Origin of the sequence: Pseudomonas sp. GV085 (assembly GCF_003050925.1) — a bacterium.
In the GTDB taxonomy this organism is placed as follows: Bacteria; Pseudomonadota; Gammaproteobacteria; order Pseudomonadales; family Pseudomonadaceae; genus Aquipseudomonas.
Genome location: NZ_QAOV01000017.1, coordinates 72,554 through 98,996 on the forward strand (window position 1 = coordinate 72,554; position 26,443 = coordinate 98,996).

Here is a 26,443-nt window from a genome sequence, read left to right on the forward strand (position 1 = left end):
GCGAGCCTGTTTATTTTTGGAGACTACCGCCCATGGCACTGCACCCGGACATCGAAGGATTTCTAGAGCTGGCCGAGTTCGGCCGTCTCAGTGGCAAAAGCCAGCCCATGCATGAGCTGAGCCCTGGCGAAGCGCGGCAGCAATTCGAACAGACCTCACAGTTACTCGATGCGGCCCCGACGGACACGTTGACAGTGACAGCGGTCAGCGTAGCGGCGCGGGACGGGCATTTACTCAATGCGCGGCTGTACGCCAAACCGCAACCGCAACCGGACGAGGCACCGCTCCCGGTATTGTTGTACTTCCATGGCGGCGGCTACGTGGTGGGTAGCCTCGACTCCCACGACACCCTGTGCCGGCGCCTGGCGCTGGCCGGGGAGTTTGCCGTGTTGTCGGCGGATTATCGCCTGGCACCGGAACACCGTTTCCCCACCGCGTACAACGATGCCGAAGACATCACCCGTTGGCTCGCCATTACCGGTGCCAAAGCGTTGGGGTTGGATGCGAGGCGCATTGCGCTGGCCGGGGACAGCGTCGGCGGCAGCCTGGTGGCATCGCTGTGCATCGCCATTGCCCAGGACCCATTGGGTTGGCCGCTTGTACCGCGCCTGCAAGTGTTGCTGTACCCGGTGATCGATGCGGTAAAAAAGCGCCCGTCTCTTACGCGGTTCGCCGAAGGCTATCTGCTGGAAGCCACCACGCTGGAGTGGTTCTACCAGCAGTATCAACGCAGCGAAGCCGACCGCAACGACTGGCGATTTTCGCCGCTGTACGCCGAGCGCCTGCAACGGCTGACGCCCACCATCCTGTGGCTGGCCGAGTACGATCCATTGCTCGATGAAGGCCTGGCCTGGGCCGAGCAACTGCGGACCGGGGGGCAAGCCGTGGTGCTGGAGGTAAAGTCCGGCATGACCCACGACTTTGCGCGCATGGGCGAAATGGTCCAGGAAGTGCCGGGGATGCTGGCGCAACTGGCGGGGCAGATCAGCGAGAGTCTGGTCTGACGCATAGCGTAGTGTCAGCGACGCCGTCCCCCTGTAGGAGCGAGCCTGCTCGCGATGGCGGTGTGTCAGTCACATTGATTTTGAATGTGCCGCCGCCATCGCGAGCAGGCTCGCTCCTACAGGTACATCGGTGTTCTGGAGATTGTGATCAGGGCGGATCAAGCCGATCCAGCGCCCGATTCACCGCCAGCTCCCCCAGCATGATCACCTGCGCAATCCCCAACAGCGCATTACGGCTCGTCCCCTGCAGATGATCCACCAGATCGTTGGCCATGACATTGGCCGACGCCAGCGATTCACAGGCGTGCACCAGCAGGGTTTCGGTACTGAGTTCGGGGTTGACGATGAACATGGTGCCGGGTGCGCGCGGGGTAGCCATGATGTTGGCGCCCGGGTTGAGGTAGTGATTGAGTGCGCGCTCGGCGGCTTCGTGGAATTGTTTGGAGTCGGGGCTTTCGTACGGCGAGGCCGGGTCGGAGTCCGGCGGATTTGGAGTAACTTTGAACATGATTTGGGTCCTGTAAGTATGAGCTACCACCGCTTCTCTACTAATAAGAAGGGTGGTAACTGTGCGCAGGTTAGTAGACCGGGGACCCAAGGAGCCGGCGCGCCCTAGGGCGCCCTGCACACAGCCACCATAAAGTGCAGGGATGGGATACCTGACTGTTTGATGGGCTATGCGCCTTGAGTAACCACGGGCTACTAAACCCGATCACTGACAATCAGTGACCCGAATCAAGTTACCGACACCCCCCAAGGCGCACAAGCCGGCGGATTCTGGCGTACCTGTAGGCAACGGCGCAAGGCGTTGTGGCTTTCACGAAGTAACCTACAGACGGCTTAAACAGGCGCCATCATTTTCTGTTTGATAGAAAAGCTATGCATCATCTGCGCGATGGAGGTACTGAAAAGTCGAGGAAATTTCCTACTGACTTTTAGGGTTGGTGGTCAGACGCCCAAGGTATAGCGTGGGAGAGTTGCTTCCATTTTTTTCCGCTAATTGCTTCCTTCCGACGGAGCTTTTGGAGGTTTTGTAAATGGACTGAACTGCTAGCGCACTGGGTGACTCGACGGATTTCCGGTAATGTGCCTGATCAAGACTTGATGGGGCCCCATCTTGCGAAAATGGGACTAATAGAATGCTTCGTAAATTAGGCGTTTACGGATTTAAATCGGTTCACGAGCAAAGCATAGAGCTAGGCCGTGTGAATTGTTTTATAGGTGCCAATGGCGTTGGAAAGAGCAATGTTCTGGAAGCGCTAGGCGTGCTTAGTGCTGCGGCGAATGGTGTTGTTGACGATGAGAGCCTGCTTCGTCGCGGCGTTCGCGCGGGGCTGCCTCGACTTTACAAGAGCTCGTTTGCTTCTGAACGAACACCTGCACATATTGGTGTAGGTATCGTTGGAGATGACAACGAGGCTTACCGCGTCTCTTTGCTGAATCCGCTCGATTCGCCTGAACCTGCTTGGACTTACAAAACCGAGGTCCTGTCAGACGGCCATTTCGAGATTCTTTCCGATGGGGTTCGTAACAAGAAGAATCTGAATCCACAGTCGGGTCTGGCTGCACTGAAATTGGTTGAGTTAGAACCAGAAAATCCTGCTGCCAGGTTGATGCAGAGCCTGCAAGAGTATGCGATCTACTGTCCCAATACACCTTCCCTGCGCGGGATCATTCCTGATGTGCAAGCCAGACGACCTGTAGGACTGAGTGGTGGACAGCTAGCCGAAAGTTTTGAAGCCTTGCGCAAGCATCTGGAAAGTCAGGGTGAAGACGGTGAAGAGGTACTGGACCAGATTTTGGAGCTGATCGACTGGGTTGCCGATGTCCAAGCCACTAGTCATGGCGGGTCATTGATTTCAAGCAAAGTGCCCAGAACCAAACTTATGCTGAAGTTCACAGACCGATTCATGAATAAGTCACGCAATGAACTGACCGCCTATGATGCCAGCGAAGGGGCATTGTATGTTTTGTTTTGCGCGGCACTCTGTCTATCTCCATTGGCACCAAGAATTCTGGCGATAGACAACCTGGATCAGGCACTGAATCCACGACTACTGTCAAAGCTGACAGCCTGTCTCAGCCATTGGCTCAGACATAACGACCCTGATCGCCAATTGCTGTTCACTGCTCACAACCCCGCGGTACTGGATGGATTGGACTTATCTGATCCCGACACCCGTTTGTTTGCGGTGGAGCGAAATAGCAACGGTCTGACGGTAGTTCGGCGAGTTGTATTGACGGCGGAGCAGGAGAAACAGCATGAGCAATATCCATTGTCCAGACTGTGGATGATGGGGAGTTTGGGGGCGGTACCAAATGTCTGAATTGCGTATTGCCTTGGTTGTAGAGGGTGACACCGACCTTGTAATTATTGAAGCTGCATTAAAAGCCATTATTGAAAGACCTTTCATCCTGACCAAGCTTCAACCTGAAGCGACTGCACCCAAGATGGGGACCGGCTGGAGTGGTGTATTGAAATGGTGCGATGCCTCAAGTCAAAGACATTCAGCATCTTTGGATACCGACCCCACGCTGGAGCAGTTTGATCTGTTAATCATCCATTTAGATGTGGATGTTTCGACTGAGTTTTATGCAAATGCAGGCCCAACGGTTCATGACATGGCAGTACAAAAGGGCTGGGGGATTTTACCTTGCGCACGACCTTGCCCTCCGGTCGCTCATAGCATTGCACCATTGACGGCTACTTTAGATAGCTGGCTTCATCCATCTAGCCGCGGAACCAAGACTGTATTGTGTCTTCCTGCACAAGCATCAGGAACCTGGCTCGCGGCTGCATCGCTTTCTGCTGACCACGCGCTTTTGCGCGGAGCAGAGTGCAATGTCAATTTGGAGTCTCGTCTTTCTCTGTTACCACTGGATCAGAGGATCCGAAAGAAAGTTCGCGAGTATCGTCAACATGCAAACAAGGTGACAGACAATTGGCCGGCTATCAAAGCCGTTTGTTCGCAAGCAGAAGCTTTTGAGACAGCGGTTCTCGCTGCCGTTTAATTTTCTAGACCCTCCAATGAGTAAAGTTCTAAAGGGGGAATGTTGTAAACCCAGTTTTGCTCCTGCGTCCGCGAGTGAATACTCCAGCCATCCAGTGTTTTCACCAGAGTGTCGCGGTACCTCAGCCCAATAAACAGAACATCATTTGTGCCGTCGTCATTGCCGGAAATCATCATTGCCGGGGCGACTGTTTGAGCCGTCGCAGTGTGGCCATCAATTTCCAGCAAAAAGGTGGAAATTATGTGCTGGGTACCGCGCATTTCCGAGACCGCGTCGTTGAGATAAGACGACATGGTACGGACACCACAACAAGAGCGCCATTCTGAAAAACCAAGGACGATTCAATGATGGATCTCAAGAAAAGCCTCATCAGTTGCCTGATATTCCCTATCGCCCCGGTGGCAGTCATTTATCTGACCTTCGCCCTGTGCAGCGAAATCTGGAAAGAAAGCTTCTACACGCCCGGCGAGGACGGCGGAGAGGTCGAACCCACGCTGGCTCTCTTTATCATTCCGATCCTGCTGGTGATTGCTGCGCCATTGCTGGCGGGGCTGACAGGGTTGAGTCGATGGGTTACGCGGCGCTTTGAACCCGGTGTCTGGTGGCGGTGGGTAATGGCGATTCCACGCGTCATTCTGGCGGCCATTTCATTGTTTATGTTTCTGCTTTCGACCGGTTTCCTGATGGGGGATGTTCTCGGTCTATTCAGACATTGGCAGGTGGCTTGCGCATGGGCAGCCTGCGCGGTCACCGTCGGGGCATTTGTGGTCCAGCAATTTTCACGCCTGAAGGAATAGTCCTCAAGCCACGGACAGGGGGTTGCCGAGCCATCTTCCGCATCCCGTATCGGCTATGTAATATCGACAGCGGCCCGATGCTGCCCGCCGCTCGCTCCCGCTGGGAAAGGTGAAAGCATCTCCTCCTCATACGAACCCTGTCGCCTCTCTTGATGGTCGAGGTTTGGCAATGCGAGCACCAAGGCATCTCGGCTACAGGAGCAGCCATGTTTTCAATCGAGCAAGCCAAGCAAATGGCCAAACAGTTGCGCGCCTCGCTGGAGGAACGCAATCAAGTGGTGACCCATTCCACCGCGCTGGAACTGGTCGCGCAGCAACTGGGCTACAAGGACTGGAACACCGCGTCGGCGATGCTTACCCAGGCCAATACCCCGCCAGCGCCAAGCATTACCTTTGATAGACCCATCCCGATTTTGCGCAGTTTCGACGAAGCCAAGGCGCGCGAGTTCTATCTGGATTTCATGGGGTTCAGCGTCGAGTTCGAACATCGCTTCGAGGCTGATCTGCCGCTGTACCTGGGCATCAGTCGCGACGGGTTGCAACTGCATCTTTCCGAACATCACGGCGATGCCAGCCCTGGCTCGACGGTATTCGTGCCCATGCAAAACATCGAGCTGCTCAGGGATGAGTTGCAGGGCAAGCGCTACGGCTACGGACGCCCTGATATTGTTCAGCAAGGCTGGGGCAAGGAGCTGCAAGTCTACGACCCGTTCGGTAATCGTATTCGCTTCTGCCAATATTGATCAGGCGGTGCGAACCGGGGTGACCCGGTTCGCTTTCAACCACGACGATTAAGGATCAACACGGCATGACCACGCAGGACACTTCGCTTCAAGACATCGCCGCGCCTGAAGGCGTTTGTTATGGCTGCGGCAGCCAGAACCCGCATGGGCTGCACATCAAGAGTTTCTGGCATGAAGACGGGGTGCATGTCATGGCGCAGCATTTGCCCGATGACAAGTATTGCGGCTGGCCGGATCTGGTTTACGGCGGTTTGATTGCGATGCTGGTGGATTGTCATTCCAACTGGGCGGCGATGGCTTATCACTACCGGGCAGAGCAGCGCGAAGCGGGCAGCTTGCCCCACATCACCTGCGTCACCGGTAACCTGGGCATCAAGTTCATCAAGCCCACCCCAATGGGCGTACCCCTGACACTGCGTGCCAAAGTCGAGGGCGATGTCGGGCGCAAAAGCCGGGTCATTTGCGAGGTCTTCGCCGGGGATGTCCTGACCGCTGTCGGGGATTCCGTTTTTGTGCGCGTCGATACAGGGCAACTCAGGGCCGAAGCGCACAGCCATACGTCGCAAGCAGAAAACGGAACCGGGCCGCTGTAGGAGCGAGCTTGCTCGCGATGGTCGTTAACGATAACGCGTGTTTACTGACTAAACGCAGCGCTCTTGAATCCATCGCGAGCAAGCTCGCTCCTACAGCAGTGGCCCGGTTTTTTGTTGCGGATGATGCTTTCAGCCATCAGTACTGCGCGCGCAGGCTCAGGGTCAGGGTGCGCGGGTCGCCGTAGAAGTTGGTGCCCCAGGAGGCATCGACGCGGTCGTAGTACTTGCGGTCGAACAGGTTGTTAGCCGTCAGTGTCGACGACAGGTGTTGGTTGAACTTGTAGCCGACCTGCGCCGTGGCGACGGCAAAGCCGCCTTGCTGGAACTTCACGTCACGCTGGAAGTAAGTGTCGCTGACCACACGCACGCCACCGCCGACGCTGAAGTCCTTGAGCGCACCGTCGGTGAACTCGTACTTGGTCCACAGGTTGTAGTTGTGCTTGGGCGTAATGGTGCTGAAGGTCTTGCCTTTGTTGGCCGCATCGCCGTCCAGGAACTTGGTGGAAGTGAAGGCGTAACCGGTGACGATGCTCCAGTTCTCGGTCAGGTTGCCGCTCAACTCGGTTTCCCAACCCTGGCTGCGGGCCTTGCCTTCGGTCATGTAGGCACCGGAGGTGTTGTCGTATTCGGCACGGTTTTCATCGTAAATGCGAAAGGCGGCGAGGCTGGCGTTCAGGCGACCGTCGTAGAATTCGCGCTTGAGGCCGATCTCGTATTGCTTGCCTTCGCGCGGGCCGACCGGCTCGCCGTCCGTGCCGATTTCGCTCTGGGGTTTGAACACGCCGGTGTAGCTGAAGTAGGTCGACAGTTGCGGAGTGATCTTGCCGATGATGGCGCCGTACGGCACGACCTTGCGGTTGATGCTGGTGTGGGCTTCGCCGAAGTTGTCGAAGAAGGCGTTGGCGTTCTTCGCGTCGCTTTCGAACCAGGTCACACGGCTGCCGCCGATGACATCGAGCCAGTCGGTGACGTTGAACTTGGCACGAGTGTAGACACCGTACTGGTCGGACTTGGACCAGTTGCCATTGACGTGCGCATAGTCGTTGCGGGGAATGTCGATGCTGCCCGGATCGAACACATTGATCGGGAAGTACTCGCCGCCGCCGTAGGTGAAGTCCCTGTCCAGGTGCTGGTACTCGGCGCCCAGAGTGAACTCGTGCCGGCGATTGGCGAACTCGAACGGCGTGGTGACGAAACTGTCGACGCCGATGGTCTTGATGTGGGTGTAGTAGTCGTACGCCACGGCCCAGCTGTCACCGGTGGCCGGGTCGACCGCGCCGTCGGCCCAGGTGAAGTTACGCTGCGGGGTTTCGGCGTCGCGGTAGGTCAGGGTGGTCTTGAACTGACCGCCGTTGTCCAGTTCGTGGTCGAGTTCGGCGAAGGTTTCCCAGACTTTTTCGTCGAGGGTGTTCCACTTGGCATCGACGAAGGTCGAGCGCGGTACGTCGAGCAATCTGCCGTCGGCGTAGGCCGGCAGGCCGAAGGCCGGGGTGGAGTGGTTCTGCTGGTAGGCACCACCGACCGACAGGGTGGTGACCGGGTCGAGGTCGAATTCCAGGCGACCGTAGACCATCGGGCGTTCGTTCTGCGCGTAGTTGACGAAGGACTTGTTGTTCTCATAGGCGGTGATGAAGCGACCGCGCACGGTGCCCTGGTCGTTTAACGGGCCGGTGACGTCCACCGAAGAACGGTAGCGATCGTAGGAGCCGGCGGCCAGTTCGCCACCGAGGGCGAATTGGCTCAGGGCACGCTTGCGCACCACGTTGATCGTACCGCCGGGTTCACCCGCACCCTGGTACAGGCCGGACGGGCCGCGCAACACTTCGATGCGGTCGTACATCGCCAGGTCGAAACTGGTGGCCATGTCGCCCTGGCCGGTGGGTTGCGAGACGCCGTCGACCTGCACCTGATCGACGAGGAAGCCGCGCATGAAGATGTCATTGAGGCTGGAGCCGGAGTTGTAGGTCTTGACGGTCACGCCGGTGACCTGACGCAGGGCGTCCTGCAGGCTGTTCAGGTTCTGGTCGTCCATGCGCTGGCGCGTGACGACGGACACCGACTGCGGGATGTCCTTGACCTTGATGTTGCCTTTGCCGATGGTCACTTCATCGCTGGTGTAGGAGTGCGTGCCTTCAGTGGTCGGCCCCAGCGCCACGCCGGTGATGGACGTCGCACCCAGCTGCAACGCACTGGAATCACCGGCCGTTGGCACCAGCGACACGGTGTTGCCATTCAACTGAAAATTGATGCCGCTCCCCAGCAGCAAGGTTTTCAGTGCCTGTTCCGGTTCCATGTTGCCGGACACCGCCGTTGACTTGATGCCGTCGACCATGTCCTGGCTATAGAGAATCTGCAGGTTGGTCTGCTGGCCCAGTTGGCGCAATGCACTGGCCAGCGATTGAGCCGGCACATTGACGCTGACCGGGGCTGCCTCGACCTGGGATGTGCCCAGCAGCAACAGGGTCAGCAGCGCGCCCGGCACGACCGTTCGGTATTTCTTTTGCCGTTCGATGGCTAATGCCAGCGGTGCGCGGGACAGAGTAAGGCTTTGCATTGCTCGAATCGCTCCAGAATGGTGTGTGCAGTGTTTTAGTTAATGATAATTATTATTAGACGTACCACTGTGGCTAAACCGGAAAACAAACTCCAAAAAACAATGATCTGCACGCGGCAACCACCGTCAGGCGGTCGCGCGCTCGGTGACGACCCGGCCCGATTCCATGCGCACCAGTTGATCGGCCATGTCGAAATAGCGGTCGTCGTGGGAGATGACGATGATGGTCTTGCCCAGGCGTTTGAGGTCCGGCAGCAGCTCGGTGTAGAAGATGCGGCGGAAGGTCGGGTCCTGGTCGGCGGCCCATTCGTCGAACACCAGCACCGGGCGTTCTTCCAGCCAGGCATTGACCAGCGCCAGGCGCTTGCGCTGGCCGGTGGACAGCTCGGTGGTGGTGAAACTGCCGTCCCGAACGCTGACCTTGTGCGCGATCTCCAGCCGTTGCAGGTATTTGTTGGCATCTTCGGGGATGTGCTGGTCGCCCTGGACCACGTCATCGAACAGGTAGTAGTCGGCAAAAATCGTGGTGAACAATTGGCGGTAGTCGTCGCGATTGTGCGCATCGATGCCCTGGCCGTTGAGCAGGATCGAACCCTGTTGCGGCGCGTAGAGGCCCAGCAGCAACTTGATCAGGGTGGTCTTGCCGCAGCCGTTTTCGCCGACGATGAACATGATGTCGCCTTGCTCGATGGTCAGGTTCACCGGGCCCAGGCGAAACGCGTCGCTGCCCGGTACGGCGGGAAAGGCGTAGCTGACGTTGTCCAGTTGCAGGCGGTTGACCACTGTCGGCTGGATGCCTTTGTCGTTGAGCAACAGGTGCGGTTCGGGCGAGGAAAACTGGCTGGACAGTTCGGCGATGCGGCGAAAGGCAATGCGCGCGCGACTGACGATCGGCAAGGTGCTGACCAGATGCTCGATCGGGCCTTTCATGTACAGCAGCACCAGCACGAAACCGCTCATCACTGCCTTGTCGGCACTGGGCCAGAACGATTGCAGGGTCAGTGCCAGGCCGATGACCACGAAGAACAGCATCGAGCCCAGCGTCTTGGCGATCACGAAGGTGTTGATCGAACGCACCTGGGTTTTACAGATGAAATCGGCGGTGCCCTGAATGCCCGATTCGAACATGCGTTGGCGACGCGGGCGGTGGATGCGCAATTCCTTGGCGCCGCCGGCAATGGCGTTGTAGTGCTTTTGCAAATCGTCCTCGGCGTCGCGGGCAGCCATGAAACCCTGGATGCCCTTGCCCTGGGCGTAGAACTGAATGCCGGTGCCGATGGCAATCGCCAGCACCATCATCAGGAACATCGGCCACGACAACATCGCCAGGTAACCCATGCAGCCGAGGGTCACGGTCAGGGAAATCGCCAGCGGCGCGAAAGCGAAAGCGAAGTCGCTGATGGTGTCGACGTCGTGGGTCAGCACCGGGATCAAGCGGTGGCTGCGATAGCGCTCGATCTGCTCGATGGGCGCCGAAAGCACTTTCTCCCCCAGCGTTTTGCGCAGCCTGGCAATGATGTGCTGGCCGACGTAGTTGGTGCCGATGTCCGAGCAGATCGAACTGCCCAGGGCCAGCAGGCACAGGCCGCCGAACAGCGCGACCACGCCTTGGGTCAGGCCTTGCGGCGAATGCAGCACGTTGTTGATGGTGGCCAGCAGCACCGTCACGCTCAGGCCACCCACCATGCCCAGGAGGATCGACAGACTGACGACGAGCCGGAACGGTTTCAGGAGGCTGAACAATTCATGAATTGCACCGCGCGTTGGCTGGGTCATGAGCAGAGGGTTCCTTGGGTCTTGAGGCAGATACCCAGTAGAACGTCTGATGGAGGGCTTAATTTAAAAGGTGGACGATGCAAAACCTGTGGGAGCGACGGTGCGGCGATCCGACTTGCTCGCGATAGCGGTGGATCAGAAAACTTGATGTTGACTGACACGACGCCTTCGCGAGCAGGCTCGCTCCCACAAGGGTTGGGGAGGGATTAAAGAGTGCGCACGACACGGAAACCGATCCAGTCGCCACGGGTTTGCGGGTCGATGTCATTGCGGTTGCCCGAGCGGGAAAACACCGGCGCTTCGCCCCAGTCGTTGCCACGGATGCGCAAGGTGTCGCAGTTCGGTTCGGTCCAGGCGCTGCCGTCGGTGGGCGCGCCGACGTAGTCCGGGTGGTAGCAGTCGGCGATCCATTCGTAGACATTGCCGTGCATGTCGTACATGCCGAAGGCGTTGGGCGGGTAACTGCCGACCGGCGAGCTGTAGCTGTAGCCATCGGTGGGCCCGTAGGTGTTGGCGTGGGTGGCGATGCTGTATTCGGTGCCGGGGTCGAACGGGAAGGGGAACGCTCCCGTTGACCCGGCGCGGGCCGCGTACTCGCGCTGGGCCTCGCTGACGATGTGGTAGTGCTGGCCGGTTTTCAGCGACAGCCAGGCAACGTAGGCGCTGACTTCGGCGAAGTTCATGCACACCGCCGGCTGACGCGGGCCCTGTGGATAACGCGGCTTGCTGTTGATGCACTCGCGGCCGGGGCGGCTGTCGCCATTGGGCAGGGTGGTCCCGGTTTCCTTGAGGTACTGGTCCCATTGCGCGGCGGTGATCTGGTAACGGCTCATGGCGAATGGTTTGTCGAACGTCACCTCATGCATCGGGCCCTCATCAGGCTCGCGGCCGACTTCGCCTTCCGGGGTGCCCATGGTGAAGGTACCGGCGGGCAGTACGACCATTTCCGGGCAATGACGGCAATCCTTGAAGACCTTGCCCGGCAATGGCGCGGTGTAGGCCTGGGCGAGGCCGGGCAAGGCGCTGCCGAGCACGGCCAACAGCGTCAGGGCGCCGAGTTTTTTCAGGGTGCTTTTCATATTGGCTCTCGCTCAGTCAGACCTGGGTGGCCAGCAGTTCCATCAGGCGGTCGATGTGCGCTTCGGTATTGAGCAGCCCCGGCGACACACGAATGACCGGCCCGACATCACGGTCCACGGCGTCACACACCACGCGCTGATCCATCAGGTAATTGGCGACTGCTTCGCAGTCCCGGTGCTTGATACGGAAGAAGGTGAAACCCGCGGAATACTCCGGCGACAGCGGCGTGACCAGCTCCACCGACGGGTGTGCCTGCAAGCGTTTTTTCAGGTAGCTGTTGATGGCGTGAATGCGCGTCGCGACCTCGGCCTTGCCCAGTTCCAGGTGCAATTTGAAGGCTTCGGTCAGCGCCCAGCGGTGTTCGAACGAGTGGTAGCCGCCGTAGGTCATCACCGTAGAGAACCGTGTGGCTTCGGAGAAGGTCGGGATGGTCGGCGTCACGTCCTTGAGCTCGTCAGAGCGGGCGCAGATGATCCCGGTGCCCCGTGGGCCGAACATCCATTTGTGGGTGCCGGCGATGAAGAAGTCGCAGTGCATGTCGGGAAAATCGACGTTCTCCACGCCGAAGCCGTGGACGCCATCGATCACGTAGAGGATGCGGTCCTTGTCGGCGCGACCACGGTTTTTCTCCTCCACCAGTTTGCCGATCTCGCCGATGGGCAGCTTCACGCCGCTGCCGGAATGCACCCAGGTCATGCCCAGTACGCGGGTTTCGGGGCGGATGTTGCGCTCAATCGCGGCCAGCACTTCAGCGGTCGAGACCTTGTACGGGTCTTCGAACAATTTGATCTTGCGAACCTGGGTGCCGTCCTTCTGGGTGCGGTACTCGAACACGCTGTTGGCGGCGTAGTGCTCGTGTTCGCTGGTGAGGATTTCCTGATCCGGGCGCACGTGGATACCGGCGTAGATCATCGCCAGGCCTTCGGTGGTGCTGCCGGTCAGGGCGATCTGCGACGGGTTGGCCTTCAGGTAACGGCCGGCCCATACGCGCACCTCTTCTTCGCGGCGTTCGGTTTCGCCGCGATGCCAGTCCATGGCCAGGCCCGGGTTGCGATCGAGGTTGGCGCGGTGCATCTCGATGGCTTCACGCACCGGACGCGGGTGCGAGGTGACGAGGAAGTTGGCGAAGTGCAGGTAGTTTGGGTCCTGCGTGAACAACTGGCGCAATTGGTCCCATTTGTCCTTGGGCAACGGCGCGGGGCTGGCGGCCAGTGCCGGCAGGTTCACGGCCGAGACCAAGGGGATACCGGCTGCCAGAATGCCGGCCTGCTTGAGGAATGAACGACGGTTGGTCATGGGTTCGGTTCGCTTTGGCAAAAGGAAAAATCAGTTCTGGACCACAGGCCGGGAGGACTTCTGCACCTGGTCCCAGACCCGCAGGAAGTTGCCGCCCCAAAGCTTGGCGATGTCGGCTTCACTGTAGCCGCGGCTGATCAGTTCGGCGGTCACGTTGCGGGCCTCGCTGACGTCTTTCCAGCCGTCCACGCCGCCACCGTCATTGAAGTCGGAACTGATGCCGACGTGATCGATACCGATTTTCTTCACGGCGTAATCGATCGCATCGCCGTAGTCCTTGAGGGTGGCCTTGGGTTCTTCGTCGAGGATCGAATAGAGCTGGCTGGCGTACTCGCCGAAACGTTGCTCGGGCCAGACGGTGATCACCGGGTCGCCCGGCATCAACGCCATTTCCAGGCCTTGCAGCGGTTGCAGGTCGAAGCGCGCGCGCAGGGCGTTGAGCTTGTCCTGGGTGGCCTGGCTGAGCGGGCGGATGTAGGTCGGGAAGCCGACGATCTGCACCACGCCGCCGCTGCTCTTGATCAGTTGCATTTCCATGTCGCTGAGGTTGCGCGGGATGTCCACCAGGGCGCGCGGTGCCGAGTGGGAGGCGACCATCGGCGCGCGGCTCAGTTGCGCGACCTGCTCCAGGGCCTTGGTCGACATCTGCGATACATCGATGATCACGCCCAGGTCGTTGAGGCGCTGCACCGCTTGCTTGCCGATGTCCGACAGCCCGCCAAGGGCGTCCCGCGAATCGTTGAAAAACGGCAGCGGCCGCGACGAATCGGCCCAGGCGTTGTTGCCGACGTAGCTGAAGCCGAACATGCGCATGCCGCGCGCGGCCCACTTGTCCAGGGCATTGAGGTCATTGCCCAGCGGGTAGGCGTTGAGCATGCTGATGAACACCGCGAACTTGCCTTCGCCGTGCAGGCGGCGGAAGTCGTCGGGGGTGTAGGCAATGGCCACCTGGTTGGGGAAGTCGCGGACCATGGCGCTGATGATCTTGTAGCGGGTTTCCTGCTCATGGCGGGCCTCGTCGACGAAGCCGGCGGTAGGGCGATGGGGCGCGTTGGGGCCGTTCCAGATTTCCGGCCAGCCGAAAATCGTCAGCGCCGCCCCGGACAGGCGCCCGCGCCCGGTCTTGATCAGGTCAAACTGGCCTTCGCCGTCCTTGTCGACTTCGTTGCCGGCGGTGCCGAAGTCCATGGGCACGGTGATGTGGCTGTCGAACGAGAGGATGCGCTCCTGCAATTGCTCGGCCTGTTTCATCACCTTGATCGGGTAGCCGGGGTTGTCCCTGAACCCGTAATCCCAGGCCGCGAAGCCCACTCCCGCGCTGATCGCCAGGGCCAGCGGCAGGCCGATGAAAAGAGCCTTTTTCGAACGTGGTTTTGTCATTGCCGTCTCAGTCAGGTTCGCCGCCCCGGATCAGGTGTGGGGGCCTTTGCTATCTGGGGGGAACGAGTGGCTGGGCGAAAAAATTAGCGCGGCTAATGGCCTCATCGCGAGCAGGCTCGCTCCTACATGGGAATGCGGTCTCCTGTAGGAGTGAGCCCTGCTCGCGATGCTTTTTAAATTTATGAGGGCAACGAACGTTCTAGCTTGGATAAAGCCTGCTCCATGGCTGACACAGGTAGGGCAATGACGATTTCTCGACGATGGTTCCTCGCGGGGCTGGCGCTGACCGGTGCCGCTGGGCCGGCGGTGTATTACGGGCATCACGAATTGAACAGGCCGGACCCGACCATTACCCCGGGCGAAGCCTCGTTCGAGGTGGCGGATATTGCCGGCCAACGCTTGGCGGATACCTTGCGCGGGGTCTGGCAGATTCGTTTCGAAGGTCGTGACGCCGGTATCGAAGGTTTGCCGCTCGAAGGCCTGGAAGTGTTTCTCGACATTGGCCACAAGGGGCGTGGCGTCGTGGGTTTTCTCGACACCGGCGAGCGATTGCGCTCTGCCGAAGAGCCCCGCTACCGGGTGCTCGGCGATCTGTCCGGGGCCAACCCGAAGCAGTTGGGTTGGCGACTGCTGGGTGCCAGCGGCTGTTGCGATTACGAATTCGACATGACCCTGGACGAGGTCTGGGCCGGTTTCGGTAACGCCGGCAGCGGCAGTCTCAGTGGGCGGGTGCTGGACCTGAATCGACCAATGATGCTCACGGCGCAGGACAATCGATTCATTGCCGTCAAACGGGTATTCCCTGAAGCCCGCGAGCGCACCGGCCTGAATCCGACCTTGCTGGCCTGGCTGGTGTCGCCGCAGCACCGATTGTTCCACCAGCTCTGGCATGCCTCCCGGGACAAGTGGCACAAGCTGTCCGAAGACCAGCGCGGTGCCTTGCGCGGGCTCGGCTGGCAGCCCGGCCCGCGGGACCAGGAGCGCGATGCCCGTGGCGAGCACAAGGATCGCAATGGTTCGGGCGTGGATTTTTTCTTCATGCACCGGCACATGCTCGGCACGGCGCGCTCGATGCAGGACCTGCCGTCCTGGACGCATTTCCCGTTACCGCAACCGGAACTGGCGCGGGACCGGCTCGGCTTTGCGCGTTACTTCGACAACCACGACGGCACTGCGCTGCCGCCGACCTGGCTGGCCGAGGACGATGACGAGTACACGCAATGGGTCAGCGACATCAAGACCGGCGAGACGTACCACAGCAATTTCCAGGTTTGGGAGTCGCGCTACCGTGATCCGCGTTACCTGTCGACGCTGACCCTCGGCCAGTTCGGCTCGGAGGTCGAGCTGGGCCTGCACGACTGGCTGCACATGCGCTGGGCCTCGGTGCCGCGTGATCCGGCCAACGGTCAGCCGGTGCCATTCGCCCGGGATCCGGCGGACTTTTCCGCACGCTGGTTCGCACCGGAAAACGATTTTCTCGGCGACCCGTTTTCTTCCCATGTGAGCCCGGTGTTCTGGCATTTCCACGGATGGATCGACGATCGCCTGGAAGACTGGTTCCGCGCCCACGAGCGTTTTCATCCGGGGCAGGTCAGTCGGCTGCAGGTCAACGGCGTGCAATGGTTCGCGCCGGGACGCTGGGTCGAGATCGATGATCCGTGGATTGGCCCGAGCACCCATGGCTGCAGCACCACGCCGGGGTTGCAGGTGGGCAAGTCGGTGGAAATGGACCCGGAAACCATGAAGCTGGCGCTGCGTATTACCTTTGGCGAGGACGAGAAGATGCTGGCCGGACTGTTGCGCAAGGTGCCGCAGCGGCCGTGGTATGCGCGCAATCTGAAGGCTAAGCAGAGCCAGGCTTGATACCGAGTTATCGTTCAATCGCGAGCAGGCTCACTCCTACATAGGATCGCCAGTGAGCACAAAATTTGTGTACGACCAATATCAAATGTAGGAGCGAGCCTGCTCGCGATGGCGTCCTGACAGGCGCCACAGCTAAAGAACCTGCCACCCCCCACCCAACGCCTTGTACAGGGCAATACTCGCCTGCATCCGCGACAACCGCAGTTGCACGTTCAAATCCTGCGCCGCATACAACGTGCGCTGGGTTTCGAGCACCGTCAGCAAATCCTCGGCCCCGGCCTGATAACGGCTTTGCGCGATGTTGAACGCGGTTTGCGCCTGGCTCAGTTCTTCACTCTGCCACCCGCGTTGTTCATCCAGCCCGCGAATGCTGTTGAGGGCTTTTTCGACGTCGGCGAAGCCATTGATGATCGCGCCGCGATAAGTTTCCAGAAGTTCTTGCTGGCGCGCCGTGGCCTTGTCGCGCTGGGCGCCGAGGCGGCCGTTGTTGAACACCGGCGCGAGCAGCCCGGCGGTGAGATTGTAGAAGGGGCTGCGCAGCATATCGTCGGCCCGGTCGGCGCCGGAGCCGAGTTCGGTGGTGAGGGTCACGGTCGGTAGCATCGCGGCCCGGGCGACGGTGACGTCGGCCTGGGCGGCAGCCAGTTGCGCCTCGGCCCGGGCAATGTCCGGGCGGCGGCTGAGCAACTGGCTGGGCACTCCGGCGTCGATCGCAGGCCAGGTCAGTTGATCGAAGCGTTCCTGGCCCAACGACAGCGCCTGAAGCGGACGGCCGAGCAGGGCGGCGAGGCTGATTCGCGCATCCTCGGCCTGTTGCTGCACCAGCGGCAGCTGGCGTTGCTGCGCCGCCACCAGGCTTTTTTGCTGCGCCAGTTCAAGGGCCGTGGCCGAGCCCGAATCGAAACGGGTCTGCACCAGTTTCAACACGCTCTGGGCATTGGCCAGATTCAATTCGGCGATGCGGCTCTGCTCCTGCAACGACAAGGCTTGCGCGTAGCCGTTGGCCACGCCGCTGAGCAAGGTCAGCTCCACGGTGGCCTGATCGAACTCGCTGGCTTTCAGACTGAATTGCGCACTGTCGCGGCCAGCCCGTTGGCCACCCCAGAAATCGATTTCGTAGCTGGCAGTCAGGTTCGCCGTGAAATAGTCGACGGCGTCGTTATCGCTGTCGGCGTCGAGCTGACTGTAGCCGCTGCCGCGCAGCAATTTCTGGCGATTGGCATTGGCCGCGGCCTTGACCTCGGGCAATTGCGAGCCGCCGGCAATCACCGTATCGGCCTGGGCCTGGCGTACTCTGGCGATGGCCGCGGCCAGGTCGTAACTGCCGAGCCGCGCCTGTTCGATCAGGCGACCCAGTTGCGGGCTGCCGAAGCGGTTCCACCATTGCTGGTTGTCATAAGTGATGCCGGCGGTGTGCGGCGATTGCCAGGCGGCGGGCGGCTGGATGCCGCTGTCGGGGCGCTGTGTCGGGCTGCCGCAGGCGCTGAGCAACAGGCATAGGGTCAACACACTGAGTGGCGGCTTCATCAATCGATCATTCACTGGTAAGGGCTGTGACCGGGTCGAGTCGGGCAGCCTTGCGGGCCGGCATGTAGCCGAAAACGACACCGGTGACCAGGGCGCAGCCGAAGGCACCCAGCACCGCTATCAGGGAAAAGGCGACAGCGACTTCGCTGAAAATCAGCACGCCGCCGACGATCAGCGCCAGGGCGATCCCGGTGAGGCCGCCCACCACCGAGAGCATCACCGCTTCGGTGAGGAACTGGCGCAGGATGTCGCGCTGGCGGGCACCGGTGGCCATGCGGATGCCGATCTCGCGAGTGCGTTCGCGCACGGTCATGAGCATGATGTTCATCACGCCGATCCCGCCCACCAGCAGCGAAATCGCCGCAATCGAGCCGAGCATCAGCGACAGGGTGTTTTGCGTGCGCGCCTCGGCCTGGATCATCGCCGCGTTGTTGGTCAGCTCGAAATCGTGCTTGCCGTCGTGCAGGTGCAGCATCAGTTGCTCGATGGCTTTTTCGGTTTCCTTGACCTTGCGCGCGTCGGCGGCGGCGATGGCGATGTACTCGGGATTGTGGCTGCCGAACAGGCGCACGCTCGCGGCGGAGTAGGGGATGGCGATGCGGTCGTCGCTGTCGGAATCGCCGGAGCTGGCGCCTTTTTCCGCGAGCACGCCGACCACCTGGAAGGGGACGTTTTCGATCAGGATGTACTGGCCGATCGGGTTGGCCACGTCCTTGAGCAGCTTGGTCCGCACCTTGTGCCCGATCACTGCGACCGCCGCGGCGTTCTGCTCATCGGCGTGGGTGAAGTAGCTGCCTTCGACCACCGGCCAGTTGAAAATCGCCGGGAAGTTGGTGTCGTTGCCGCCGACGTAGCTCATGTGATCGAGGTTGCCAAAGCGCACCCCGGCCTCCTGGCCGTTGACCGGCATGATCCGCATCACTTGGGGCAAACTGGCAATCGCCGCGACCTCATCGAGGGTGACGATGCCCATGGGCGTGCGCGGGTTGGGCGCCGAGCCGCTGAGGTAGATGATGTTGGAACCGAACGCGCCCATCTGCGCCATCACCTGGCGCTTGCTGCCTTCGCCGACGGCGAGCATCACCACCACCGAGGCGACGCCGATGATGATCCCGAGCAGGGTCAGCGCGGTGCGGAACTTGTTGATCCACATCACCCGCCACGCCGCGTGTACGGCATCGACCAATTCGCCTTTCCAGGCGCCGGTGGCTTCGGCGCCTTCGCTCAGGCGCTTGCGCAAATCGACGGCTTGCAGGGCACCGGGGTTGGCCGAGTTCTGCGCGGCGGGATTGCCCCGGGCGCTGTCGCTGATGATCAGGCCGTCGCGGATCTCGATGACGCGTTTGGCCCGGGCCGCCACTTCGCGGTCGTGGGTGATAAGGATTACCACGTGGCCCTGGCTCGCCAATTCGTCGAGCAGGGCCATGACCTCGGCGCCGCTGTGGCTGTCGAGGGCGCCGGTGGGTTCGTCGGCCAGGATGATGTGGCCGCCGTTCATCAGTGCGCGGGCAATCGACACCCGCTGCTGCTGCCCGCCGGAGAGTTGATGGGGGCGGTTGCCGGTGCGCGAGGCCAGACCGAGACGCTCGAGCAGGGCGGCGGCGCGGGCGTGGCGTTCGACGGCCGGGGTGCCGGCATAGATGGCCGGCATTTCGACGTTTTCCTGGGCCGAACCGGATGGAATCAGGTGGTAGCCCTGGAACACAAAGCCAAAGGCTTCACGCCGCAGCCAGGCCAGTTCGTCGCTGTCCAGGGTGGCGACATTTTCCCCGGCGAAGCGGTATTCGCCCGAAGTCGGGCGGTCGAGGCAGCCGAGGATGTTCATCAGCGTCGACTTGCCGGAGCCGGAAGCGCCGACAATCGCCACGAACTCGCCGGCATGGATCGACAGGTCGATGCCACGCAGCACGTGGACTTCAGGCGCGTCGCCACCGCCGTAGGCTTTGCGGATGTGCGAAAGGTCGATCAGGGGCGTGTGCATTCAGCCGCCACTCCCGTCGACCGGGCCGATCAACAGGTGATCGCCTTCTTGCAGGCCTTCGAGGATCTGTACCCGCAGGCGGTCGCTGATGCCGGTCCGCACGTTGCGTTGTTCGATGCTGCCATTGCTGGCGACCACTTGCGCGGTCTGCAGGTCTGCCTGCGCGCCGGCGTGCAGGGCGGCGACGGGCGCAGTGAGTACGTTCTGCGCCTGATTGGCGACGAAAAATACCTGGGTGGTCATTTCCGCCATCAGCGCGTTGTCGGCGTTGTCGACGTCCAGCAGCACGGTGTACAGCACCACGCGGGCACTCCCGCTTTTGCTGGTGCTGGCGGGGCTGCCGCCGCCCTGGCTGGTCTGGTCCAGCGGCTTGGGCGGTACGGGGAGGATTTGCCGCACGGTGCTGGTCCAGCGCCGGGTGCCGCCACTCAGGGTGGTGAACCAGGCGTGCATGCCGGGTTTGACGTGGCCGATGTCGGCCTCCGAGACCTCGGCCCACACGGTCATCGGCGACAGCTTGGCGATGCGCAGGATCAGCGGAGTCTGCTGCTGGGCGTTGAGGGTCTGGCCGACCCGGGCATCCAGCGCCACCACGGTGCCGGCCATCGGTGCATAAATCCGCGTGTAACCGAGCTCCGCCTGATCGCTGCGCAGGCTGGCTTCGGCCTGGCGGATCTGCGCCTGGAACATGTCGACCCGTGCCTGGGTGGCGCGCAGTTCGGCCTGGGCGGTCTGCACGTCTTCTTCACGGGTGGCGCCACCGGCGGCGAGGTTCTGTTGGCGCTGGTATTTCTGCCGGGCCAGGTCGTGCTGCGCCCGCTGTTCCTGCAGCTGTGCCTTGAGGTTTTCGATGGAAAAGCGCCCGGCGTCGAGTTTGGCCTGTTGCGTGGACGGGTCGATTTCCACCAGCAGCTGGCCTTCCTTGACCAGGTCGCCGACTTCCACGTGGATCTTGTGGATCTGCCCGGAGGCCTGGGCGCCGACGTCGACATAGCGCCGCGGTTGCAGGGTGCCCAATGCCGTGACGCTGCTTTCAATGTCGGCGCGGCTGACCTGGACGGTGACGAGCCCGTCGCGTCCCGGCGCAATGAACTGCCAGGCGGCGACGGCCACCACGGGGATCAGACAAAGTGCTGCAAGCAGGGCGCGTCGGGTCTGTCGGGGACGTTTCATGCAGGGTTCCGGCCTGGGAAAATCGGCCCGTCGTTCAGCGACGGGGAGACCGGGACGCAGACGGGGAGCTGTCCTGTAAACGATGGACCGGGCACAGAATTTAGGCGACGACACAAACCACTACTGTAGGAGCGAGCTTGCTCGCGATGGTCGTGAACGATGATGCGTACTTTCTGATTTAACGCGTCGTCCTTGCGACCATCGCGAGCGAGCTCGCTCCTACAGGGGGCGAGACAAATTGCCGGGCAAGTTGAAGCAGCACTTTAAATCTATATGAGAATTACTATAAATTACGCGACTTAAATTGCCACTATCTTGCTACTGCGTAATTCAGCGGTCGCCGGAACGGCTCAAGGACAGAAACCGCACCCCCGTGCGGACGGGAGTCATGTTGGAAAACTACTATCGCGAGCTGGTGTGTTTCCTCAACGCCAGGCTGGGCAACCGTCAGGTGGCCGAAGATGTGGTGCATGACGCTTATCTGCGCGTGCTGGAACGGACCAGCGATGCGCCGATCGAGCAGCCCCGGGCATTCCTCTATCGCACCGCCCTCAACCTGGTCATCGATGACCACCGCCGCAACGCCTTGCGTCGAGCCGAACCGCTGGACGTGCTCGATAGCGAGGAACGCTACTTCACGCCGTCGCCGCACAAGGTCCTCGATCACGGTCAGCGCCTGGACATGCTTCAGCGGGCCCTGGCGGAGTTGCCACGGCTGTGCCGCGAGAGTTTCCTGCTGCGCAAGATCGAAGGCCTGTCCCATCCGCAGATTGCCGAGCAACTGGGCATTTCCCGGGCAATGGTCGAGAAGCACATTGTCAACGCCATGAAGCATTGCCGTGCGCGGATGCGACAGTGGGACGCCCAGTGATCCTGCGCGGTTAAATTTTTTTTCACGGTCCTCGTTCCTACTCAACAGACGACCTGTTGTGCGGCCCAAGGCCTGTCAGGTCACTTAGGTTCAATGCCCCGCGGTTGAGGGGAACATCCAGAGGACACTGGACATGACACAGGCAATTGCAGCGCCCCTCGTTCACGACCTGATCGGCGTCGGTTTCGGCCCGTCGAACCTGGCACTGGCCATCGCGCTGCAAGAGCGCGGGGCGAGCCAGGGCAACCTGGATGTGCTGTTTCTCGACAAGCAGGCCGACTACCGCTGGCACGGCAACACCCTGGTGACCCAGAGCGAGTTGCAGATTTCCTTCCTCAAGGATCTGGTGACCCTGCGCAATCCGACCAGCCCTTACTCGTTCGTCAACTACCTCAAGGCCCACGGACGCCTGGTGGACTTCATCAACCTGGGCACCTTCTATCCGTGCCGTATGGAGTACAACGACTACCTGCGCTGGGTCGCTGGGCAATTCACCGCGCAAAGCCGCTACGGCGAAGAAGTGCTGACCATCGAGCCGGTGCTGCACAACCATCAGGTCGAGGCGTTGCGGGTGATTTCCCGCGATGGTAGCGGGCATCAGCAGGTGCGCACCACCCGTTCGGTGGTGGTCAGCGCCGGTGGCACGCCGCGCATTCCCGAAGTGTTCAAGGCGCTCAAGGATGACGGCCGGGTGTTCCACCATTCCCAGTACCTGGCGCAGATGGCCAAACAGCCGTGCGTGGACAACCGGCCGATGAGCATTGCGATCATCGGTGGCGGGCAGAGCGCGGCGGAGGCCTTCATCGACTTGAACGACAGCTTCCCGTCGGTGCAGGTGGACATGATCCTGCGCGGCTCGGCACTCAAGCCGGCCGACGATAGCCCTTTCGTCAACGAGGTGTTCTCGCCGGAGTTCACCGACCTGGTGTTCCAGCAGCCCGACAGCGAGCGCGAGCGACTGGTGAACGAGTACCACAACACCAACTATTCAGTGGTGGACATCGATTTGATCGAGCGCATCTATGGCATCTTCTACCGGCAGAAAGTCTCGGGCATCGCTCGTCATGCGTTCCACACCCTGACCACCCTCTCAAAGGCCACCGCCAACGAGCGCGGTATCGAACTGGTGTTGCGCAACAACGCCACCGGCGAAGTCTCGGTGCGTCACTACGACGCCGTGGTGCTGGCCACCGGTTATGAGCGGCAGATGCACCGCAAGTTGCTGGCACCGCTTGAAGAGTACCTGGGTGATTTCGAGGTCGATCGCAACTACAAACTGATCACCGATGAACGCTGCAAGGCCGGCCTCTACATGCAGGGCTTCTGCCAGGCCAGCCATGGGCTGAGCGACACCTTGCTGTCGATCCTGCCGATTCGTGCCGATGAGATTGCCGGCTCGCTGTATGAGCATGGCAAGCATCGCGGGCATGGGCGGTCGGTGGTGGATTTGTTGTTGGCGACCGCCAGCTGAGTTTGCTGCGTCTGTAAGGCCGCCATCGCGAGCAGGCTCGCTCCTACAATGGACCGGTGTTCACAGGACCAATGTAGGAGTGAGCCTGCTCGCGATGAGGCCATTGAAATCACCCAAGACCCTCAATCCTGAACCCTTCCTGAAGATCCCCACGATTCCCCCCGGGCAAGCTTTTGTATCGGGTTTACTCGCCAAACATCGGGGCGTAAGCTTCGCGCGTTTTCATCCATTACGGAGACCCACAGTGGGTACTTGTTCGAGTGACAGTTGTCGGCCGGTCCCGGTAACCGGCATTTTCTCGGCAAGATAACGCGCAGTTTCCTGTGCCGTTGTCTCGCCGAAAAGCGAGCAGCGGCATCCTGATCATGGCCAGTCCGGGCCATGTCCCGACGTCCCTCTCATCGACGCTGAACAGTGCGTGGTTTCGACTCTTTGTCGTGGCCGCCGCTCTATCGACACGCCTGTCATTCGTGACCGGCGCGCCAGGCCTTGCTTTGCCGGTCGTTCCGGCGGCAGCGGCGTGGACCTGCCTGCTCGACGGTTTCCCGGCTGACCAAAGGGGCACCAGCCATGAAACTTACCCTCAAGGAACTCTTCGCAGGTTTCCTGCGTAACCGCCACATCGCCCGGCACTTCCGTCGCCTGGCGTTGCTGGAAACCTTCACCGACACTACGGTCAGCCGTGAAGTCCCGCCCACCCTGGCGCAAACCCTGGTGGCCGCTGCCGGCAGCGACACCGGTCAGTTGCTCAACACCCTGGGCAGTCACACCGACGGCTTGAGCGAACTCGAAGCCGATGCCCTGCGCGAGCAATACGGCCTCAACGAAGTCGAGCACGAACAGCCGCTGCCCTGGTGGACGCACCTTTGGCACTGCTACAAGAATCCGTTCAACCTGCTGCTGACGTTGCTGGCGGTCATCTCCTGGCTGACTGAAGACATGAAAGCCGCCATCGTGATTTTCTCCATGGTGGTGCTCTCGACCTTGCTGCGTTTCTGGCAGGAAACCAAATCCAACCAGGCCGCCGATGCCCTCAAGGCCATGGTCAGCAACACCGCCACGGTGATGCGCCGGGACCTTGAGGACCGCGGCGCGCAGCGCATCGAACTGCCGATCAGGCAACTGGTGCCGGGCGACCTGATCGTGCTGTCGGCCGGTGACATGATTCCCGCCGATTGCCGGGTGCTCAGCGCCAAGGACCTGTTCGTCAGCCAGGCGGCCATGACCGGTGAATCGATGCCGGTGGAAAAATTTCCCCGCCAGCAGGACCGCGACACGCTCAACCCGCTGGACCTGGACAACATCCTGTTCATGGGCACCAACGTGGTGTCCGGCACGGCCATGGCGGTGATCCTCACCACCGGCAACAGCACCTATTTCGGTGCCCTGGCCCAGCGCGTGGGTGCAACCGACCGGGCGCCGACTTCGTTCCAGACCGGGGTCAACAAAGTCAGCTGGTTGCTGATCCGCTTCATGTTCGTGATGGCGCCACTGGTGTTGTTCATCAACGGTTTCACCAAGGGCGACTGGACCGAAGCGCTGCTGTTCGCGCTGTCGATTGCCGTGGGCCTCACCCCGGAAATGCTGCCGATGATCGTCACCTCGACCCTGGCCAAGGGCGCGGTGTTCCTGTCGCGCAAGAAAGTCATCGTCAAACGCCTCGACGCCATCCAGAACTTCGGCGCCATGGATGTGCTGTGCACCGACAAGACCGGCACCCTGACCCAGGACAAGATCTTCCTGGCGCGCAACGTCGATGTCTGGGGCAACGACTCGGATGACGTGCTGGAAATGGCCTACCTCAACAGCTACTACCAGACCGGCCTGAAAAACCTGCTGGATGTGGCGGTGCTCGAACACGTCGAGATCCACCGTGAGCTGAAAGTCGGCACGGCGTTTCGCAAGGTCGACGAGATCCCGTTCGACTTCACCCGCCGGCGCATGTCGGTGGTGGTCGCCGAGCGCGATCAACCGCACCTGCTGATCTGCAAGGGCGCGGTGGAAGAAGTGCTGGCGGTCTGCTCGCGGGTGCGTCACGGCGAAGTCGATGAAGCCTTGACCGAAGAGTTGCTGGCGCGCATCCGTCAGGTCACGGCTACGTTCAACGCCGAAGGCCTGCGTGTGGTGGCGGTTGCTGCGCGGCCGATGACCGAAGGGCGCGACACCTACAGCCTGGCCGATGAGCAGGCACTGACGCTGATCGGCTACGTGGCGTTCCTCGATCCACCGAAAGAAAGCACGGCGCCCGCCCTCAAGGCGTTGGCAGCCCACGGCGTGGCGGTGAAAGTGCTGACCGGCGACAACGAGCTGGTGACGGCGAAGATCTGCCGCGAAGTCGGCCTGGAACAGCAAGGCCTGCTGATGGGCAACGACATCGAGCGCATGAGCGATACCGAACTGGCGAAAGCCGTGGAGACCACCAACGTCTTCGCCAGGCTGACCCCGTCGCACAAGGAACGCATCGTCCGTCTGCTCAAGGGCAACGGCCATGTGGTCGGTTTCATGGGTGACGGCATCAACGATGCCCCGGCCCTGCGCACCGCCGACATCGGTATTTCGGTGGACAGCGCCGTGGACATCGCCAAGGAAGCGGCCGACATCATCCTGCTGGAAAAGAGCCTGATGGTGCTGGAGGAGGGCGTGCTGGAAGGCCGCCGGACCTTCGCCAATATGCTCAAGTACATCAAGATGACCGCCAGTTCGAACTTCGGCAACGTGTTCTCGGTGCTGGTGGCCAGTGCGTTCATCCCGTTCCTGCCGATGCTGCCGATGCACCTGCTGGTGCAGAACCTGCTCTATGACATTTCGCAGATCGCCATTCCGTTCGATAACGTCGATGACGAAATGCTCAAGCAACCACAGCGCTGGCAACCGGCGGATGTCGGGCGCTTCATGTTGTTTTTCGGGCCCATCAGTTCGATCTTCGACATCAGCACGTTCGCCTTGATGTGGTACGTGTTCGATGCCAACACCCCGGATCACCAGACCCTGTTCCAGTCCGGCTGGTTCGTGGTCGGGCTGCTGACCCAGACCCTGATCGTGCACATGATCCGCACGCCGAAGATCCCGTTCCTGCAAAGCCGCGCGGCCATGCCCTTGCTGGTGATGACCGGCCTGATCATGGCCGTGGGGATTTTCCTGCCGATGGGACCGCTGGCGCATTACTTCAAATTGCAGGCGTTGCCCTCGCTGTACTTCGTGTTCCTGCCGGTGATCCTGCTGGCGTACATGGCGCTGACCCAGGCGGTGAAGGGGTTCTACATTCGCCGGTTTGGCATGTAGGAGCGAGCTTGCTCGCGATGGTCGTTAACGATAACGCGTG

Annotated in this window: 20 protein-coding genes; 10 read left to right on the forward strand and 10 right to left on the reverse strand. The window is 61.0% G+C overall.

Going from position 1 to position 26,443, the window contains the following annotated elements; translation table 11 throughout:
- The first annotated feature begins 32 nt into the window (after positions 1-32).
- Positions 33-1,004, forward strand: coding sequence for an alpha/beta hydrolase (locus C8K63_RS26865; RefSeq protein ID WP_108219441.1), 972 nt, complete (start codon positions 33-35; stop codon positions 1,002-1,004).
- 148 nt (positions 1,005-1,152) lie between these two features.
- On the opposite strand, the gene C8K63_RS26870 is transcribed toward C8K63_RS26865, so the two are convergent.
- Complete coding sequence (locus C8K63_RS26870; RefSeq protein WP_108219442.1) at positions 1,153-1,512, reverse strand: DUF6124 family protein; 360 nt, start codon at positions 1,510-1,512, stop codon at positions 1,153-1,155.
- Between the two features lie 631 nt (positions 1,513-2,143).
- Between C8K63_RS26870 and C8K63_RS26875 the strand changes: the two genes are divergently transcribed.
- Together C8K63_RS26875 and C8K63_RS26880 are read left to right on the forward strand one after the other, a co-directional pair.
- Positions 2,144-3,331 carry an AAA family ATPase gene (locus C8K63_RS26875; protein ID WP_108219443.1) on the forward strand — a complete coding sequence of 396 codons (1,188 nt, stop codon included), beginning with the start codon at positions 2,144-2,146 and terminating at the stop codon, positions 3,329-3,331.
- Positions 3,324-4,016 (forward strand): hypothetical protein, encoded by a 693-nt coding sequence (locus tag C8K63_RS26880; RefSeq protein ID WP_108219444.1) that lies wholly within the window; start codon positions 3,324-3,326, stop codon positions 4,014-4,016. Before C8K63_RS26875 ends, C8K63_RS26880 begins: the two co-directional genes overlap by 8 nt.
- On the opposite strand, the gene C8K63_RS26885 is transcribed toward C8K63_RS26880, so the two are convergent.
- A complete protein-coding gene (locus tag C8K63_RS26885; protein ID WP_256595022.1) occupies positions 4,013-4,357 on the reverse strand; it encodes a nuclear transport factor 2 family protein in 345 nt (114 codons plus the stop codon). The two genes, C8K63_RS26880 and C8K63_RS26885, sit on opposite strands and share 4 nt — an antisense overlap.
- A 3-nt stretch (positions 4,358-4,360) precedes the next feature.
- On the opposite strand from C8K63_RS26885, the gene C8K63_RS26890 reads away from it, so the two are divergent.
- The 3 genes from C8K63_RS26890 (at position 4,361) to C8K63_RS26900 (ending at position 6,149) form a co-directional block, all read left to right on the forward strand.
- A complete protein-coding gene (locus C8K63_RS26890; protein WP_108219446.1) occupies positions 4,361-4,813 on the forward strand; it encodes a hypothetical protein in 453 nt (150 codons plus the stop codon).
- A gap of 206 nt (positions 4,814-5,019) precedes the next feature.
- The gene (locus C8K63_RS26895; protein ID WP_108219447.1) at positions 5,020-5,556 is read left to right on the forward strand and encodes a glyoxalase superfamily protein; all 537 of its coding nucleotides are present in this window, start codon (positions 5,020-5,022) and stop codon (positions 5,554-5,556) included.
- A gap of 65 nt (positions 5,557-5,621) precedes the next feature.
- Complete coding sequence (locus C8K63_RS26900) at positions 5,622-6,149, forward strand: PaaI family thioesterase (protein WP_108219448.1); 528 nt, start codon at positions 5,622-5,624, stop codon at positions 6,147-6,149.
- 136 nt (positions 6,150-6,285) lie between these two features.
- Here the strand turns inward: C8K63_RS26900 and C8K63_RS26905 are convergent, their stop codons facing one another.
- The 5 genes from C8K63_RS26905 to pvdM form a co-directional block, all read right to left on the reverse strand.
- Complete coding sequence (locus C8K63_RS26905) at positions 6,286-8,703, reverse strand: TonB-dependent siderophore receptor (RefSeq protein WP_108219449.1); 2,418 nt, start codon at positions 8,701-8,703, stop codon at positions 6,286-6,288.
- Positions 8,704-8,829: 126 nt separating this feature from the next.
- Positions 8,830-10,479, reverse strand: a complete 1,650-nt coding sequence (locus C8K63_RS26910; protein WP_108219450.1) for a cyclic peptide export ABC transporter — start codon at positions 10,477-10,479, stop codon at positions 8,830-8,832.
- Between the two features lie 206 nt (positions 10,480-10,685).
- Entirely contained in the window at positions 10,686-11,558 is an 873-nt protein-coding gene (locus C8K63_RS26915) for a formylglycine-generating enzyme family protein (protein ID WP_108219451.1), read from the reverse strand.
- 16 nt (positions 11,559-11,574) lie between these two features.
- Positions 11,575-12,855 carry an aminotransferase class V-fold PLP-dependent enzyme gene (locus C8K63_RS26920; protein WP_108219452.1) on the reverse strand — a complete coding sequence of 427 codons (1,281 nt, stop codon included), beginning with the start codon at positions 12,853-12,855 and terminating at the stop codon, positions 11,575-11,577.
- A 30-nt stretch (positions 12,856-12,885) separates the two neighbouring features.
- A complete protein-coding gene (gene pvdM / locus C8K63_RS26925) occupies positions 12,886-14,235 on the reverse strand; it encodes a pyoverdine-tailoring dipeptidase-like protein PvdM (RefSeq protein WP_108219453.1) in 1,350 nt (449 codons plus the stop codon).
- Between the two features lie 243 nt (positions 14,236-14,478).
- Here pvdM and C8K63_RS26930 point away from each other — a divergent pair, with 243 nt between their 5' ends.
- Positions 14,479-16,098, forward strand: a complete 1,620-nt coding sequence (locus C8K63_RS26930; protein ID WP_108219454.1) for a PvdJ/PvdD/PvdP-like protein — start codon at positions 14,479-14,481, stop codon at positions 16,096-16,098.
- Positions 16,099-16,230: 132 nt separating this feature from the next.
- Here the strand turns inward: C8K63_RS26930 and C8K63_RS26935 are convergent, their stop codons facing one another.
- From C8K63_RS26935 to C8K63_RS26945, 3 genes are read right to left on the reverse strand one after another with little or no spacing between them, the layout of a single operon-like run.
- Entirely contained in the window at positions 16,231-17,625 is a 1,395-nt protein-coding gene (locus C8K63_RS26935; RefSeq protein ID WP_108219455.1) for an efflux transporter outer membrane subunit, read from the reverse strand.
- 7 nt (positions 17,626-17,632) lie between these two features.
- Complete coding sequence (locus C8K63_RS26940; RefSeq protein ID WP_108219456.1) at positions 17,633-19,606, reverse strand: MacB family efflux pump subunit; 1,974 nt, start codon at positions 19,604-19,606, stop codon at positions 17,633-17,635.
- Positions 19,607-20,779 carry an efflux RND transporter periplasmic adaptor subunit gene (locus C8K63_RS26945; RefSeq protein ID WP_108219457.1) on the reverse strand — a complete coding sequence of 391 codons (1,173 nt, stop codon included), beginning with the start codon at positions 20,777-20,779 and terminating at the stop codon, positions 19,607-19,609.
- 388 nt (positions 20,780-21,167) lie between these two features.
- On the opposite strand from C8K63_RS26945, the gene C8K63_RS26950 reads away from it, so the two are divergent.
- From C8K63_RS26950 to mgtA, 3 genes are all read left to right on the forward strand, one after another.
- Complete coding sequence (locus C8K63_RS26950) at positions 21,168-21,650, forward strand: sigma-70 family RNA polymerase sigma factor (RefSeq protein ID WP_108219458.1); 483 nt, start codon at positions 21,168-21,170, stop codon at positions 21,648-21,650.
- A gap of 133 nt (positions 21,651-21,783) precedes the next feature.
- Positions 21,784-23,121 carry a lysine N(6)-hydroxylase/L-ornithine N(5)-oxygenase family protein gene (locus C8K63_RS26955; protein WP_108219459.1) on the forward strand — a complete coding sequence of 446 codons (1,338 nt, stop codon included), beginning with the start codon at positions 21,784-21,786 and terminating at the stop codon, positions 23,119-23,121.
- Positions 23,122-23,691: 570 nt separating this feature from the next.
- Positions 23,692-26,403, forward strand: a complete 2,712-nt coding sequence (gene mgtA, locus C8K63_RS26960; protein WP_108219460.1) for a magnesium-translocating P-type ATPase — start codon at positions 23,692-23,694, stop codon at positions 26,401-26,403.
- The last annotated feature ends 40 nt before the right edge of the window (positions 26,404-26,443 follow it).